This is a genomic window from Streptomyces sp. NPDC003720, assembly GCF_042875075.1.
Lineage (GTDB): Bacteria > Actinomycetota > Actinomycetes > Streptomycetales > Streptomycetaceae > Streptomyces.
Window position 1 is genome coordinate 491,457 of sequence record NZ_JBIANZ010000001.1, and the last position, 15,378, is coordinate 506,834.

At 75.5% G+C, this 15,378-nt stretch carries 16 protein-coding genes; 10 read left to right on the forward strand and 6 right to left on the reverse strand.

The window, feature by feature from the left end:
- Positions 1 to 20 precede the first annotated feature (20 nt).
- The gene (locus ACFYU0_RS02575) at positions 21 to 605 is read left to right on the forward strand and encodes a PadR family transcriptional regulator (RefSeq protein ID WP_351660884.1); all 585 of its coding nucleotides are present in this window, start codon (positions 21 to 23) and stop codon (positions 603 to 605) included.
- A gap of 41 nt (positions 606 to 646) precedes the next feature.
- Here ACFYU0_RS02575 and ACFYU0_RS02580 read toward each other — a convergent pair whose 3' ends face one another.
- Both ACFYU0_RS02580 and ACFYU0_RS02585 read right to left on the reverse strand, forming a co-directional pair.
- The gene (locus ACFYU0_RS02580) at positions 647 to 1,195 is read right to left on the reverse strand and encodes a hypothetical protein (protein WP_351660885.1); all 549 of its coding nucleotides are present in this window, start codon (positions 1,193 to 1,195) and stop codon (positions 647 to 649) included.
- A 190-nt stretch (positions 1,196 to 1,385) separates the two neighbouring features.
- Positions 1,386 to 2,372 carry a fibronectin type III domain-containing protein gene (locus ACFYU0_RS02585; protein WP_389297286.1) on the reverse strand — a complete coding sequence of 329 codons (987 nt, stop codon included), beginning with the start codon at positions 2,370 to 2,372 and terminating at the stop codon, positions 1,386 to 1,388.
- A 263-nt stretch (positions 2,373 to 2,635) separates the two neighbouring features.
- Between ACFYU0_RS02585 and ACFYU0_RS02590 the strand changes: the two genes are divergently transcribed.
- On the forward strand, positions 2,636 to 3,442 hold the full coding sequence (locus tag ACFYU0_RS02590; RefSeq protein ID WP_351660891.1) for a glycoside hydrolase family 75 protein: 807 nt from the start codon (positions 2,636 to 2,638) through the stop codon (positions 3,440 to 3,442).
- A 396-nt stretch (positions 3,443 to 3,838) separates the two neighbouring features.
- On the opposite strand, the gene ACFYU0_RS02595 is transcribed toward ACFYU0_RS02590, so the two are convergent.
- Genes ACFYU0_RS02595 through dhaK form a run of 3 tightly spaced genes read right to left on the reverse strand, consistent with a single transcriptional unit; the run spans position 3,839 to position 5,894 of the window.
- Positions 3,839 to 4,249, reverse strand: coding sequence for a PTS fructose transporter subunit IIA (locus tag ACFYU0_RS02595; protein ID WP_351660894.1), 411 nt, complete (start codon positions 4,247 to 4,249; stop codon positions 3,839 to 3,841).
- A complete protein-coding gene (gene dhaL / locus ACFYU0_RS02600) occupies positions 4,242 to 4,856 on the reverse strand; it encodes a dihydroxyacetone kinase subunit DhaL (protein WP_351660897.1) in 615 nt (204 codons plus the stop codon). Before dhaL ends, ACFYU0_RS02595 begins: the two co-directional genes overlap by 8 nt.
- A 45-nt stretch (positions 4,857 to 4,901) precedes the next feature.
- A complete protein-coding gene (dhaK, locus tag ACFYU0_RS02605; protein WP_351660900.1) occupies positions 4,902 to 5,894 on the reverse strand; it encodes a dihydroxyacetone kinase subunit DhaK in 993 nt (330 codons plus the stop codon).
- A gap of 274 nt (positions 5,895 to 6,168) precedes the next feature.
- On the opposite strand from dhaK, the gene ACFYU0_RS02610 reads away from it, so the two are divergent.
- Positions 6,169 to 6,534 (forward strand): DUF3040 domain-containing protein, encoded by a 366-nt coding sequence (locus tag ACFYU0_RS02610; protein ID WP_389297288.1) that lies wholly within the window; start codon positions 6,169 to 6,171, stop codon positions 6,532 to 6,534.
- Positions 6,535 to 6,675: 141 nt separating this feature from the next.
- On the opposite strand, the gene ACFYU0_RS02615 is transcribed toward ACFYU0_RS02610, so the two are convergent.
- Positions 6,676 to 7,239, reverse strand: coding sequence for a hemerythrin domain-containing protein (locus tag ACFYU0_RS02615; protein WP_351660905.1), 564 nt, complete (start codon positions 7,237 to 7,239; stop codon positions 6,676 to 6,678).
- 632 nt (positions 7,240 to 7,871) lie between these two features.
- Between ACFYU0_RS02615 and ACFYU0_RS02620 the strand changes: the two genes are divergently transcribed.
- The 7 genes from ACFYU0_RS02620 to ACFYU0_RS02650 are packed head-to-tail and all read left to right on the forward strand — an operon-like array spanning position 7,872 to position 15,371.
- Positions 7,872 to 8,930, forward strand: coding sequence for an NAD-dependent epimerase/dehydratase family protein (locus ACFYU0_RS02620; protein WP_389297290.1), 1,059 nt, complete (start codon positions 7,872 to 7,874; stop codon positions 8,928 to 8,930).
- 35 nt (positions 8,931 to 8,965) lie between these two features.
- Positions 8,966 to 10,600, forward strand: a complete 1,635-nt coding sequence (locus tag ACFYU0_RS02625) for a carbamoyltransferase (protein ID WP_389297291.1) — start codon at positions 8,966 to 8,968, stop codon at positions 10,598 to 10,600.
- Positions 10,597 to 11,598: a glycosyltransferase gene (locus tag ACFYU0_RS02630; RefSeq protein ID WP_351660912.1), complete on the forward strand. Its 1,002-nt coding sequence runs from the start codon at positions 10,597 to 10,599 to the stop codon at positions 11,596 to 11,598. Before ACFYU0_RS02625 ends, ACFYU0_RS02630 begins: the two co-directional genes overlap by 4 nt.
- Positions 11,595 to 12,170, forward strand: a complete 576-nt coding sequence (locus ACFYU0_RS02635; protein WP_389297292.1) for a D-glycero-alpha-D-manno-heptose-1,7-bisphosphate 7-phosphatase — start codon at positions 11,595 to 11,597, stop codon at positions 12,168 to 12,170. Before ACFYU0_RS02630 ends, ACFYU0_RS02635 begins: the two co-directional genes overlap by 4 nt.
- The gene (locus ACFYU0_RS02640) at positions 12,167 to 13,177 is read left to right on the forward strand and encodes a glycosyltransferase family 9 protein (RefSeq protein WP_389297293.1); all 1,011 of its coding nucleotides are present in this window, start codon (positions 12,167 to 12,169) and stop codon (positions 13,175 to 13,177) included. The genes ACFYU0_RS02635 and ACFYU0_RS02640 overlap by 4 nt, the downstream gene beginning before the upstream one ends.
- Positions 13,174 to 14,136 (forward strand): glycosyltransferase, encoded by a 963-nt coding sequence (locus tag ACFYU0_RS02645; protein WP_389297295.1) that lies wholly within the window; start codon positions 13,174 to 13,176, stop codon positions 14,134 to 14,136. Before ACFYU0_RS02640 ends, ACFYU0_RS02645 begins: the two co-directional genes overlap by 4 nt.
- Entirely contained in the window at positions 14,133 to 15,371 is a 1,239-nt protein-coding gene (locus ACFYU0_RS02650; RefSeq protein ID WP_351660924.1) for a glycosyltransferase, read from the forward strand. Before ACFYU0_RS02645 ends, ACFYU0_RS02650 begins: the two co-directional genes overlap by 4 nt.
- The last annotated feature ends 7 nt before the right edge of the window (positions 15,372 to 15,378 follow it).

Genomic DNA, 15,378 nt, shown 5'->3' on the forward strand with positions numbered 1-15,378 from the left:
CGCGTCCCTAGGATGAGCCCATGTCACTCCCGCACGCCATCCTCACCGCCCTGCTGGAGAAGCCGTCGTCGGGCCTGGAGCTGACCCGCCGGTTCGACCGGTCGATCGGCTACTTCTGGTCCGCGACGCACCAGCAGATCTACCGCGAGCTGGGGAAGCTGGAGGGGGAGGGTTTCATCCGCGCGCTGCCGGCCGAGCAGCCGGCCCGCGGGCAGAAGAAGAGCTACGAGGTCCTGCCCGCGGGCCGCGCCGAACTGGCCCGCTGGACCGCCGAGTCCCAGGACCCGAGGCCGCACCGCGACGCGCTGTTCCTGCGGCTGCGCGCGGCCGCGGTCGTCGGCACGGCGGGCCTCGAGGCCGAGCTCGGCCGCCATCTGGAGCTGCACCGGCGGCAGTTGGCCGAGTACGAGGAGATCGAGGGGCGCGACTTCCCGCCGGGCCGGGACACCCCCGAGGACCGCCTGCGCCACCTGGTCCTGCGCGCCGGTATCGACCTGGAGACCTTCTGGACCCAGTGGCTCACCCGCGCGCTGAAGGAGTTCGCCGAACTTCCCCCGGCCACCGGGGAGAACGGGGCGGAACCGGCGGACGGCACGCCCGCCTGAGGGTCGCCGATGCCGGCGCCGCCGGGCGCCGGAACGCCGGCTCAGAGCCGGTACGGCTTCGAACGCCGGCGCAGGAACCAGACGGTCGCCGCCACGGCCGCCGTCACCAGGGTCGCGCCGATCCCCAGGGTGAGCGGGCCGTAGTCCCGGCTGGCGCCGCCGACGCCGCCCTTCACGCCGCGCGAGGGCGCGGGCGTGAACGTCGACGAGATCGTGGGCGCGCTGGACGCGCTGGGCGCCGAGACGATCACCGACTGGGTGCCCGCGGTCGTGCCGTTGGAGCACATCACGACCACCGTGTACGTCCCCGGGCTCACCCCCGACCAGGCCGCGGACTGGCTGACGGTGGTGCCCGAGAGGGCGACCTGCCGCCCCTGGGAGAAGTTCCCCTGGCGGCTGCTGATCAGGGAGGCGTTGCCCCAGCTGCCGTTGCTCTGGGTGCACGCACTCGTGACGACCGAGACCGTGGAACCGGTGGTGCTCACGGATATGCCGGAGGCCGCGGCCGACGGTCCGGCGAGTGAGGCCGGAAGCGCGGCGGCGGCCGCCAGGGTCAGACCGGAGCGGAGGAGAAGTCGGGAGTTGCGCATTGGCTGGCCCTCCGGCGGCACGGTTGGCGGTACGTCCCATGCGCCGCCGAGGTCGGGAAACGTCCGTGCCTCAACGGCAGCAAACGCGGCGCCGGCCCCCGGCGCACCCGGACCGCGCCCAGTCGGGTGATCCTTAACCCGTCCGGCGTGCCCCGGCGCGCGCTCCGCGCTCCGGTCCCCGTCCGGCGCGTCAGCCGCCCCGGTGCCCGCCCAGGACCACCGTCCGTTCCGCCGAGAAGCCGCCCCAGGTGCCGTCGGGCAGCCGGGCCGCGAGCCGTACCCGGTGCGTTGCGCCCGCCTCGCGCCCGGCGAAGAAGCTGTAGTGCGCCCGGCCCCGCGGCGGATCGCCGCCCCAGACCAGCGAGGTGGCCGCGGCGCCGTCGAGCCGGATCCGGTACTCGGTGACCACCCCGTCCACGGCCGGCGGATCCCAGGACAGGTCGATGTAGTACGCCCCGCCGGACCGGTGACTCGACGCGGTGAACGCGGCCGGCGCGGTGTCCCGGCCGTCGTCGGCGCCGGGCGTGGTGACGCGGACCGGCGCGCTGGCGGGGGAGAGGTTGTCGGCCGCGTCCCGGGCCCGCACCGTGAAGACGTAGCGGGTGCCCGGGCGCAGCCCGGTGACCACGGTCGCGCGCTGCCCGCCGCCGACGCTGTGGATCGTCGCGCCGCCCTGCCGTATCTCGTACGACGCCACGCCCCGGTCGTCCCGGGAGGCGGACCAGGACAGCTGGACCGCGCGGCTGCCCACCGCCCGCCCGGCGAGTCCGGCCGGGCGGGCCGGCGCCGAGTGGTCCGCCGCCACCGCGGCCGGCGTCCGCGCCCGCACCGCCCGGCTCGGCGGACCGAGGCGGCCGTCCGCGTCCCGGGCCCGCACGGTGAAGGCATACATGGTGGACGGCCTGAGCCTGGTGACGTCCACCATGTGCTGTGTGCCCGGCGCTTCGCTGACTTTCGTGCGTCCGCGATATACCTCGTAGCCGCTGACCGCGGCGCCGCCCGTCACCGCGTTCCACATCACGTGCACGCTCGTGGCGCTGCCGGCCGCGGCGGTGACCCCCGTCGGGGCGCCCGGCGCCCGGCCGTCGTCGCCCTCGGCCGCGCCGCCCCAGCCGCAGGACGCGACCAGGACGAGGAGGGCGGGAACCAGCAGGGGCGGAAGGGGAACGCGTCGCACGGCTCTGCCTTCCCGGGGGACAGCGTAACGGCAAAGGTCCGGACCAATATGACCGGCTGGGTGCGGGCATGACAAGGGGGCCGGGCCGACGGCGTCGGCGGGAGCCGAGCGGCGTGATCCCGGGTCTCGGCTCCTTTTGGCTTTTCATCAGACGAAAGCGTCAAGGTGCTGCTCCATCCGGACCCAAAGGAGTGTCGCACTCGCTCGGTGATGACGTTTTGGGCATGGTGTCCGGAATGTTCCCGAGGAGAGGGTCCCTCAGAGTGCGTGTCCAGACGCTGACGCTGGTCGTGGCCGGCGCCGCCCTGCTCGCCCCGACGACACCGCCCGCCGCTGCCGTACCGACCGGGGAGCGACCACCGGCCGCGCGCGACAAGGGCGCCGCGACGGCCGCGCGCGGCGAGGGCGCCGCGACCGCCGTCCGTGACGAGGGAGCCGTGACCGCCGCCCGCGGTGGGGGCGCCGTGACGGCGGCGCACGGCGAGGGCGCCGTGACCGCCGCCGACCTGCTGGACCGGGTGCGCTCCTGCGACCGGGTCTCCCGGGGCGGGTACCGCACCGACCACGTCTCGTCCGCGAAGGTCTCCGTGTGCGGCACCCGCGGGGCGGTGTTCTGGAAGGCCGATCTGGACATCGACTGCGACGGACGGCCCACCGCCCGCTGCAACCGCCGCACCGATCCGCTGTTCGCGGCCGCCACCGCCTACCAGCAGTCCGACGGCCGCCATCTGAGCGCCGCGTCCCTGCCCTACATCGTGCTGCCGGGCCCGAGCCGCATCTGGGACCACCGCGACTACGGCATCCGGGGCGGCTCCGTCGCGGCCGTGGTCTACCGGGACCGGGTGCAGTACGCGGTCGTCGGCGACGCCGGCCCGCGCGACATCATCGGCGAGGCCTCCTACGCCACCGCCCGCGGTCTGGGCATCCACCCCGACCCGATCCGCGGCGGAGCCGCCTCCGGCGTCACGTACATCGTCTTCAAGGACTCCCGCATCACCCCGATCGAGAGCCACCGGGCGGCGGTGCAGGCGGGCGAGCGGCTGGCCCGCCACTTCGTCGACCACCACTGAGCACCGGCCCCACCGAGCCGTGCGGCGAGGCCTACGTACGCCGAGCTGTCCGGCGGGGTCCGCCACACCCCGCGGGCGACGTCCGCCATGCCGTGCGGCGAATATGTCCGTCGAGCCGTGCGGCCGGGGTACGTCGGTCGAGCCGTGCGGCGGGGCCCATGTCCGCCACACCCCGCGGGCGACGTCCGCGATGCCGTGCGGCGGGGGTACGTCCGGCGAGCCATGCTGCGGGGTACGTCCGAGCCCTGCTGCAGGGTGCGTCCGCCGGGCCGTGCGACAGGGCCTGCGTCCGCCGGGCCGTGCGACAGGGCCTACGTCCGTCGAGCCGTGCGGCGGGCCGCCTTCGCCGGGGCGGGCCCCGGTGGTCGGCCCGCGGTCCGCCGCCGGCCCCGGAACTCACTCCTTACGGTAGCTGTACGCCTCGGCCGCCGCGGCCTCGACCGCGTCCAGGTCGGCGCCCGTGGCCGCCGTGACCACCGCGGCGACCGCGCCCTCGACGAACGGTGCGTCCACCAGACGCGCGCCCTCGGGGAGTTCGTCGCCCTCGGCGAGCAGGGCCTTCACGGTGAGCACCGCGCTGCCGAGGTCCATGAGCACGGCGACACCCGCGCCCCGGTCCACGGCGGCGGCCGCGGCGCTGATCAGCTCGGCGCTGGTGCCGAGCCCGCCGCCCTCGGTGCCGCCCGCCGGGGCGACCGGCACCGCCGTTGCCCCGCCCGCCAGCCCCTTCGCCAGCTCGGCGACCGAGGCGGCGACCTCCGCGCTGTGCGACACCAGCACGATCCCCACCAGCTTCTCGTCACTCACCACTGACCTCCTCACCGGCCGCCTCCACGAGCCCGGCGATCAGCAGGGCGGAGGACGTGGCGCCCGGGTCCTGGTGCCCGATGCTGCGCTCGCCGAGGTAACTGGCCCGGCCCTTGCGGGCCTGCAGCGGAGTGGTGGCCACCGCGCCCTCCTCGGCGGCCGTGCGCGCCGCGGCGAACCCGTCGCCGAGCGCGTCCACCGCCGGTACCAGGGCGTCGATCATGGTCTTGTCGCCGGGGACCGCCTTGCCGAGCGCCATCACCCCGTCCACGCCCGCGCGGAGCGCCTCGGCCAGCTGCTCCTCGCTCACCTCGGCGGCGTCCCCGAGCGCCTTGCCGGTCCGGCGCAGCAGGGTGCCGTAGAGCGGTCCGGACGCCCCGCCGACCGTCGAGATCAGCAGCCGCCCGGCGAGAGTCAGCACGGCCCCGGGAGTGTCCGGCGCCTCCTTCTCGAAAGCGGTCGTGACCGCCGTGAACCCGCGCTGCATGTTGCTGCCGTGGTCGGCGTCGCCGATGGCGGAGTCGAGGGCGGTGAGCCGGTCCGCCTCCCGGTCGACCGACGCGGCGGTCGCGGTCATCCAACGGCGGAAGAAATCGGCGTCGAGCACTGGATCTCCTTGCGTGGTAGGGGGTTGGCCGCTTCGTCCGCCGCGTCACATCCCCCAGCGCAGCCCGGGGGTCTTCACCGGCGCGTCCCACAGCCGCAGCAGTTCCTCGTCGACCTGGCACAGGGTGACCGAGGCGCCCGCCATGTCGAGGGAGGTGACGTAGTTGCCGACGAGGGTGCGGGCCACGGTCACACCGCGTTCGGTGAGCACCCGCTGCACCTCGGCGTTGAAGCCGTACAGCTCCAGCAGCGGAGTGGCGCCCATGCCGTTGACCAGGACCAGCACGGGGTTGTGCGGGGGCATGTCCTCCAGGATGGCGTGCACCGCGAAGTCGGCGATCTCCCCTGAGGTCATCATCGCCCGCCGCTCCCGGCCCGGCTCGCCGTGGATGCCGATGCCCAACTCCAGCTCGCCGTCCGGAAGATCGAAGGTGGGGCTGCCCTTCGACGGCGTCGTACAGGCACTGAGCGCCACTCCGAAACTGCGGGCGTTCTCGTTCACCTGGCGCCCGATGGCCTCCACCCGCTCCAGGGGCTGCCCCTCGGCCGCGGCCGCGCCGGCGATCTTCTCCACGAACAGCGTGGCGCCGGTGCCGCGCCGCCCGGCCGTGTACAGGCTGTCGGTCACCGCCACGTCATCGTTGACCAGGACCTTGGCGACCTGGATGCCCTCGTCCTCGGCGAGTTCCGCGGCCATGTCGAAGTTGAGCACGTCACCGGTGTAGTTCTTCACGATGAACAGCACGCCGGCCCCGCTGTCGACGGCCGCCGCGGCCCGCGCCATCTGGTCCGGCACCGGCGAGGTGAACACCTCTCCGGGGCAGGCCGCCGAGAGCATGCCCGGACCGACGAAACCACCGTGCAGCGGCTCGTGCCCCGACCCGCCGCCCGAGACCAGCGCGACCTGACCGGCCACGGGGGCGTCCCGGCGCACGACCACCCGGTTCTCCACGTCCACGGTCAGCTCCGGATGAGCGGCCGCCATCCCGCGCAGCGCATCCGCCACGACGGTCTCGGGGACGTTGATCAGCATCCTCATGGGTGCCTCCTGGCAAGCCTGGCGGGGGGCCGGCGGCCCGGTACCCGCTGTCATATGGGCGATGTGAGAGGGCTGGAGACGTTGCTACTGGCAGTATCGGCCCTGCGGCACGGAAGGTCACGTGCGCGGCCTCGGGTGCGATGGCGCCCGTCCCGGTGGCGGCGGTACCCGCGGCGAACGGCCGCTTCGGGGCGGCCGCACGGGGAACTCGGCTCCCGCAAGAGCCCGGAAGAGGGGGGCGGGCCGTCGGCCGGTGCGAGGAGGTGCCGTTCCCGTGGACGACTGGGAGACCCCCGAGGACGTGCTGCTCTCGTCGCGCGAGCGGCTCGCGCTGCTGCAGATGGAGGCGAACCTCCGGCAGGACCGCCGGTTCGTCCACCGGATGCGGGCCGCCGAGCGCCGGATGGGCGGGGACCGCCGGAGCACCCGCGGTGAGCGGGGCGTGTGGCTGCCGCTGTCCGTCCTGCTGCTGCTCACCGCGTCGGCCTTCGCGGCCGTCACGGGGGTGCGCACCTCCGCACCCGCACCGCTGTGGTGCTTCGCCCTGCTGTGGCCGCTCACCCTCGTCCAGTCGTTCCGGCTGCTGTGCCGCGTGACCCGCCGGGTCCGGCCCGGCCGCCGGCTCACCCGGTGGCTGTGAGCACCCGCTCCGCGGGCCTCCGCTCGGGACGCGGTGACGGGAGGGCCATGGACACGGCAGACCCTCCGGCGCCCGCCGCCCCGTCATCAGGGGGCGGCGGGCGCCGGAGGGTCCCGACCGGGCCGGCGGGCGTGAGCCTGCTCAGCTCTCCTTGCCCCGCCCCGACATCGCGTCCCGCAGCCGGTCCACCATGCCGGCGCCGGGCGCCAGCAGCTTGTTGGCCGGGGGCTTGTCCGGGGCCATCGGGTGCGGGCGGGTCGGCGCGGTCTTCTTCGCCTTGCGCACCTTCTCGCCGAGCTCGTCCAGCGCCTCCGGCGGACAGGCCGCCTGGAGCCGCGGGAAGAGGTTCTGCTCCTCGTCGGCCACATGCGAGCGGATCTCGCTCATCAGCCGGGTCATGAGGGTGTCGAACCGGGCGTCGTCCGCGTCCAGGCCCTCCAGGTCCTTCATGATCTGCTCGGCCTGGGCGTGGTCCTCGAGCTCCTTGTCGGCCAGCGCGTCCCCGCCCTCGATGTGCTTGCGCACCGCCGGGTAGAGATAGGCCTCCTCGGCCACCGAGTGACGGACCAGTTCGATGGTGGCCTGGTCGGCCAGCTTCTTGCGTTCCCCGGAGCCGGGAGGCATCGCCTCGATGCGGCCGAAGATCTCCTCGACCTCCCGGTGATCGGTCGTCAGTTCCTGGATGACGTTTCCGCCGTGACCCATGTCGTTGCCTCCTCGGATGCGCGCGGGAGCCGTGCGCGGCCCGCCGCTCGTCGCCGCGCCGAGTGCCCCGTCCCCGCCCGGCCACACGGCCGGGCCCCCGCCGCTCAGTCCATCGAGTGGCGCTCCGCCGCCGTTCGGCCCGTTCCGGGGAGCGCCCGCCCCGCCCGCGGTCCACGATCCGCGCGGACGGCGCACCCGCCTCGGTCACCGCCGGTGGCCCGGCGGCTCCACCCGGCCCTCGCCCGTGCGCCGTCCGCCACCGGAGCGACGGCGGTCACCGGGCCGGCGCACAGGGCACCGCGGGGGGCCGGAAGCCCAGGTCGTCCCGAGGCGTTCCCGGGCCGGCCGATCATCCGGAGTCGCGAGTACCCGGCATTCCGGACATGATGGATCTAAGGTGTGAAGCCAACTGGCAGGGGAACACCACTGCCAGTGCCGTCCAGAAAGCGGCGGCCGACGAGGGCGGTCCTCCGGATCAGCGGGGACCGGGCCCCTTTCCGTCTTCCATCACAGTCCCGCTCGATGAGCCGGCGACGAGGCCGGCCGGGCCGTGACACGCGCCGAGCGCCCGCGGTACGCGGGGTTCCGGGCGCCCCGGCGACGCGGGTGACGTGGACTAAGGACGAGCCTCCATGACTGGTGAGACCTTCGCGGTGCCCTGGCGCCGTGCCGTCGTGACCGGCGGTGCCGGCTTCCTCGGTTCCCATCTGTGCGAACGCCTGCTGGATTCGGGTGCCGAAGTCGACTGCGCCGACAACCTCGTCTGCGGCCGGCGGGAGAACGTCGCCCACCTCGAAGACCGGCCCGGGTTCCGCTACGTGCCCTGCGACGTCAGCGCGCCCGACTGCCCCGAGCGGCTGGCCGGACCGTACGACCTGGTCCTGCACTTCGCCTGCCCGGCGTCGCCCGCCGACTACCTCCGGCTGCCGCTGGAGACCCTGGACGCGGGCAGCCTCGGCACCCGCAACGCCCTGACGATCGCCGGACGCGACGGCGCGCGCTTCCTGCTCGCCTCCACCTCCGAGGTGTACGGCGACCCCTTGGTGCACCCCCAGCACGAGGGATACTGGGGCAACGTCAACCCGGTCGGCCCGCGCAGCGTGTACGACGAGTCCAAGCGGTTCGCCGAGGCGCTCGTCACCGCGCACGCCGGCGCCCGCGGCACCGACGCCGGGATCGTCCGGCTGTTCAACACCTACGGGCCCCGTATGCGCGCCCACGACGGACGCGCCGTGCCCACCTTCGTCAGCCAGGCCCTGGCCGGCGAACCCCTCACCGTGACCGGCGACGGCAGCCAGACCCGCTCGCTGTGCTACGTCGACGACACCGTCGACGGGGTGCTGCGGGTGGCGGCCAGCCGGTCGGTGCGGCCCGTCAACATCGGCGGCGCCGACGAGATCACCATGGCCGACCTCGCCCGCCGCGTGGTCGCCCTGACCGGCTCCCGCTCGCCGATCGCGTTCGTCGACCGGCCCGTGGACGACCCCGGCCGGCGCCGCCCCGACACCGCGCTCGCCCGCGAACTGCTCGGCTGGTCCCCGCAGGTGCCCTGGGAGGAGGGCCTGAAGCAGACGATCGCCTACTTCACCGCCCTGTCCCCAAAGGAGCGGACCCTGCCTCCGCGGGAGCCCGCCGGGGCCCCGGACGAGCGGACACCGCCCACGGACGAGGAGCCGGCCGCACAGACCTGACCACCCGCCCCCGCCCGCCGCCCAGGAGACAGCGCATGCACGTCCTCGGTATCAACGCACTCTTCCACGACCCCGCCGCCGCCCTGGTGACGGACGGCAAGGTCGTGGCGGCGGCGGAGGAGGAACGGTTCTCCCGTCGCAAGCACGGCAAGCGGCCCCTGCCCTTCTCCGCCTGGGAACTGCCCGGGCTCTCCGCCCGCTGGTGCCTGGAGCAGGCCGGCCTGAGCCCGTCCGACCTGGACGCCGTCGCCTACTCCTACGACCCCGCGCTGGCCCGCCCCGCCGAGCGGATGGGCCTGCACGACCCCTGGGACCACCTCCGCCAGGAGTACGCCCGCCAGGCCCCGAGCTTCCTCGCCGAGGCGCTGCCCGGACTGGACCCGGCCAAGGTCCGCTTCGTCGCGCACCACGTCGCGCACGCGGCCTCCGCCGGACCCGTCTCGCCCTACCCGGACTGCGCCGTCCTCGTCCTGGACGGCCGCGGCGAGTGCGGCTCCCACCTGGCCGGCCGGTACACCAACCGCGAGCTGACCGTCCTCGGCGCCCAGGAGCTGCCCGACTCCCTCGGCCTGTTCTACGAGGACCTCACCCAGCACCTCGGATTCCTGCGCAGCAGCGACGAGTTCAAGGTGATGGCGCTGGCCTCGCACGGCACCCCGCGCTTCGCCGACCGGCTGCGCGAGTACGTCGGGGCCGACGACCGCGGCGGCTTCCGGGCCCGCCCGGTGCCCTGGGCCGACATCGTCCCGCCGCGCGAGGCGGGCGGGGCCTGGAGCCAGGACCACGCCGACCTCGCGGCCAGCGCCCAGAAGTGCCTGGAGGAGACGATGCTGGCCCTCGCCCGGTGGCTGCGCGAGCGCACCGGCGAGGACGTCCTCACCATGGCCGGCGGCGTCGCCCTGAACTGCGTCGCCAACACCCGGATCTGGCGGGAGAGCGGCTTCAGGCACGTGTGGGTGCAGCCCGCCGCCGGGGACGCCGGCACCGCCCTCGGCGCGGCCGCCCACGTGGCCGGCCAGAAGGACACCCTGGAGCCGATGCCGACCGCCGCCCTCGGCCGCGGCTGGAGCGACGCCGAGCTGCGCGACTGGCTCGAACGCGCGGCGGTGCCCTACGAGGAGCCCGCCGACATCGCCGAGACCGCCGCCGAGGCCCTGGCCGCCGACGGGATCGTGGCCTGGTTCCAGGGCCGCGCCGAGTACGGGCCCCGCGCCCTCGGCCACCGCTCCCTGCTAGCCCACCCCGGGCACGCCGCCAACCTGGAACGGCTCAACGCCGTCAAGGGCCGCGAGGAGTTCCGGCCGGTCGCGCCCATGGTCCTCGCCGAACGCGCCGCTGAACTCTTCGACGGGCCGCTGCCCAGCCCGCACATGCTCTTCGTGCACGACGTCGCGGCCGGCTGGAAGGACCGCATCCCGGCCGTGGTGCACGTCGACGGCACCGCCCGCATCCAGACCGTGGACCGCGCGCAGGAGCCGCTCGTCGCCCGGGTGATCGACGGCTTCGAGCGGCGCACCGGACTGCCCGTCGTGGTCAACACCAGCCTGAACACCGCGGGGCGGCCCATGGTGGACGACCCCCGGGACGCCCTGGAGTGCTTCGGCTCCGCCCCCGTGGACCTGCTGGTCCTCGGCCCGTTCGCCGTCCGCCGCGGAAAGGCCTTCGCATGAGCGCCGCTCCCGCCTACACCGTCGTCGTCCCGACGATCGGCCGCCCCTGTCTCGCCGAGTGCCTGCGCGCGCTGGCCGCGGCCGCGGGACACCCCCCGCACGAGGTGATCGTCGTCGACGACCGGCCCGCCACCGACCCCGACACCGGACTGCCCCTGGAGTCCGCCGGACAGCTGCTCGACCGGGTGCGTGCCCTGCACACCGGCGGCAAGGGCCCGGCCGCGGCCCGCAACGCCGGCTGGCGGACCGTCCGCACGCCCTGGACCGTCTTCCTCGACGACGACGTCCAGGTGCTGCCGGACTGGTCCCGGCGGCTCGCCGAGGATCTCCGGGCGGCCGGCGACCACGTCGGCGGCATCCAGGGGCGGCTGCGGGTCCCCCTGCCCCTGGACCGCCGCCCCACCGACTGGGAGCGCACCACCAAGGGCCTGGAGAACGCGGCCTGGGCGACCGCCGACATGGCGTACCGGACCGCCGCGCTCACCCAGGTCGGCGGCTTCGACGAGCGCTTCCCGCGGGCCTTCCGGGAGGACGCCGACCTCGCCCTGCGCATGGAGCGGGCCGGCTGGACCCTGCACCGCGGCACCCGCCTCACCCGGCACCCGGTCCGCCCGTCCCAGTGGTGGGCCTCGCTGCCCGCGCAGCGCGGCAACGCCGACGACGCCCTGATGAGCCGGCTGCACGGACGCGACTGGTGGGCTCGCGCCCAGGCCCCGAGGGGGCGGCTGCCCGGGCACGTCGCCGTGACCGGCGCCGCGCTCGCCTCCGCCGTCTGCGCGCTCACCGGCCGCCGCCGCGCCGCCGCCGTCTGCGCGGCGCTGTGGACGCTGGGCACGGCCGAGTTCGCCCTCGCCCGGATCCGGCCCGGCCCCCGCACCGCCCGCGAGGTCGCCGGGATGCTGGGCACCAGCGTGCTCATACCCCCGCTCGCGGTACGGCACTGGTTGCGCGGGGCCGTCCGCCACCGGGGCGCCGTACCCCTGGGAGGCGCCGCGTGAGCAAGGCCCCGCCGCCCGTCCGCGCCGTGCTGTTCGACCGCGACGGCACCCTGCTCGCGGACGTCCCCTACAACGGCGACCCCGACCGCGTCCGCCCGCTGCCCGGCGCCGCCGAGGCCGTGGCGCTCGCCCGCCGCGCCGGACTCGCCACCGCCGTGGTCAGCAACCAGTCGGGCATCGGCCGCGGCCTGCTGACCGCCGGCCAGGTCCACGCCGTCAACGAGCGGGCGGACGAACTCCTCGGCGGCCTCGGCGCCTGGGTCTTCTGCCCGCACGCCCCCGACGCCGGCTGCGGCTGCCGCAAGCCCCGCCCGGGCCTCGTCCTCACCGCCGCCGCCCGCCTGGGCGTCCGCCCGGACCGGTGCCTGGTGATCGGCGACATCGCCGCCGACCTGCTCGCCGCCCGGGCCGCGGGCGCCCGGGGCGTCCTCGTCCCCAACGCGGCCACCGCGCCCGCCGAGGTGCGGCGCTTCGCCGCCCAGTGCGCCCCCGACGTCCTCACCGCGGTGCGCACGGCACTGGGCGCCCCGGAGCCCGGACACCCGGGCCGCGACGGGAGGCGGTCACCGTGAAAGCGCTCGTCGTCCGGCTCGACAGCTTCGGTGACGTACTGCTCGCCGGCCCCGCCGTCCGCGCCGTCGCCGCGCACAGCTCGCACGTCGCCGTGCTGTGCGGACCGCGCGGCGCCGAGGCCGCCCGGCTGCTGCCCGGCGTCGACGAGGTGCTGGTGTGGGAGGCGCCCTGGGAGGGCTTCGACCCGCCCCCGGTCGACGCCGCCGACGTCCACGCGCTCGCCGGGCGGCTGCGCGCGGCCGCCTTCGACTCCGCCCTCGTCCTCACCTCATTCCACCAGAGCCCCCTGCCGACCGCGCTCGTGCTGCGCCTCGCCGGGATCGGCCGCATCGGCGCCGACAGCACCGACCACCCGGGCCGGCTGCTGGACGTCCGCCACCGCAGGCGGCCGGGCCGGCACGAGGTCGAGGCGGCCCTGGACACCGCCGCCGCGATGGGCTTCACCCTCCCGCCCGGCGACGACGGCCGCCCGCGGGTCCTGCCGCCGCCCGACACCGACGCCCTGACCGGCCACGGCCCCTACGTGGTGCTGCACCCCGGCGCCACCGCGCCCGCCCGTGCCTGGAGCCCCCGCCGGTGCCAGGAGGCGGTCGCGCTGCTGGCCGACGCGGGGCACCGCGTGGTCGTCACCGGCGGGCCGGACGAAACGGCGCTCACCCGCCGGGTGAGCGGGGACGTGGCCGTGGACCTCGGCGGCCGCACCACCGCGCGCACCCTCGCCGGCGTGCTCCGCACGGCCGACGCCGTGGTCAGCGCCAACACCGGCCCGGCCCACCTGGCCGCGGCGGTCGGCACCCCCGTCGTCTCGCTGTTCGCGCCCGTGGTCCCGGCCGGCCGCTGGGCGCCGTACGGCGTCCCCGTCATCCTTCTCGGCGACCAGTCGGCGCCGTGCGCGGACACCAGGGCCCTCGTCTGCCCGGTGCCCGGCCACCCCTGCCTGGACGAGGTCACCGGACAGGACGTGGTGCACGCGGTGCACAAGCTCATCCAGGAGCGGCAGTCATGAACATCCTCGTCTGGCACGTGCACGGATCCTGGCTCACGGCCTTCGTGCGGGGCCCGCACACCTGTCTGCTCCCGGTCACCGAGGACCGCGGACCCGACGGCCTGGGCCGCGCGGTGACCTGGGACTGGCCCGCGACCGTGCTCGAACGCACCCCCGCGCAACTGCGCCACGACGACATCGACCTGATGGTCCTGCAGCGCCCGCACGAGATCGACCTCGCCCGGCGCTGGACCGGCCGCCGGCCCGGTGTGGACGTGCCCGCCGTGTACGTCGAACACAACAGCCCCGACGCCTCCCCGGAGCGGCAGCTCCACCCCCTCGCCGGGCAGACGGAGATCCCCGTCGTCCACGTCACCCACTTCAACCGGCTGATGTGGGACAACGGCAGGGCCCCGGCCGAGGTCGTGGAGCACGGCATCGTCGACCCCGGCCGGCGCTGGACCGGCGAGGAGCTCCGCGCCGCGGTCGTGGTCAACGAGCCGGTGCGCAGGGGCCGTACCACCGGAACCGACCTGCTGCCCCGCTTCGCCCGCGCGGCGCCCCTGGACGTCTTCGGGATGCGCACGGACGGACTCGCCGCACACCTCGGCCTGCCCGCCGAACGCTGCCGCACCCGGGACCTGCCCCAGCACGAACTGCACCGCGAGATGGCCCGCTGCCGGCTGTACCTGCACCCGGTGCGCTGGACCTCGCTCGGCCTGTCCCTGCTGGAGGCCATGTTCCTCGGCATGCCGGTGGTCGCCCTCGGCACCACCGAGGTCCGCGAGGCGGTCCCCGCCGGCGCCGGGGTGGTCTCCAACCGGCTGGACGTCCTCGAGGACGCCGTACGGACGTTCCTCGCCGAACCGGAGCACGCCCGCCTGACGGGGCAGGCGGCCCGCGCCGCGGCCCTGGCCCGCTACGGAGAACGGCGCTTCCTCGACGACTGGGAGCGCCTGATCAAGGAGGTCACCCGATGAGCCGCATACTGCCCCCCGCCGGGCGCGTCGCCATGGTCTCCGAGCACGCCAGCCCGTTGGCCGCGCTCGGCGGACCGGACGCGGGCGGCCAGAACGTGTACGTGGCCCAGCTGGCCCGGCAACTGGCCCGCAGGGGATACCGGGTCACGGTGTACACCCGGCGGGACTCCACCGGCCTGCCGGACCGGATGACCCTCATCGACGGCGTCCAGGTGGTGCACGTGCCCGCCGGGCCGCCCGCACCCGTGCCGAAGGACGAACTGCTGCCCCACATGGCCGCGTTCGGCGCCTTCCTGGCCCGGCAGTGGGCCGCGGACCCGCCCGACGTCGTGCACGCCCACTTCTGGATGTCGGGACTCGCCGCCCTGACCGGAACCCGGGGCCTGGACGTCCCCGTCGTGCAGACCTACCACGCCCTCGGCACCGTCAAGAAGCGCTACCAGGGCGCCGACGACACCAGCCCGCCCGAGCGCCTCGCGATCGAGGAGGCCGTCGGCCACGAGTGCGCGCGGATCATCGCCACCTGCTCCGACGAGGTGGCCGAACTGAGGGCCATGGGCCTGCCGGAGGACCGCGTCGCGGTCGTGCCCTGCGGCGTGGACCCCGACCAGTTCACGCCGTCCGACCGCGCCCGGACCCTGCCCGGCGGCCGCAGGCGGCTGCTCGCCGTCGGCCGGCTCGTGCCCCGCAAGGGCTTCGACCGCGCCATCCGCGCCCTGGCCCGGATACCCGACGCCGAACTCCTCGTCGCAGGCGGCCCCGAGGCGGACCTGCTGGGCGCCGAACCGGAGGCCAGGAGACTGCAGGCGATCGCCGGCGAGTACGGCGTCACCGACCGGGTGACCCTGCTCGGCGGGGTCGGCCGGACCCGGATGCCGCGCCTGATGGCCGGCGCCGACCTCGTGCTCTCCCTGCCCCGCTACGAGCCCTTCGGGATCGTCCCGCTGGAGGCCATGGCCTGCGCCACCCCGGTCGTCGCCACCGCGGTGGGCGGCCAGCTCGACACAGTCGTGGACGGCGTCACCGGCGTCCACGTCCCGGCGGACGACGACCACCACCACCTCGGCGACGTCGTCCGCGAACTGCTCGACGACCCGGACCGGCTCGCCCGCCACGGCGCCGCCGGCCGCGAACGGGTGCTGGCCCACTACACCTGGGACCGCGTGGCCGACGGCGTGGCCGGGGTGTACCGCGCCGTGTCCTCGATGCCCTCGCTCTCCGAAGTGGCCCGGTGAAGGGAGC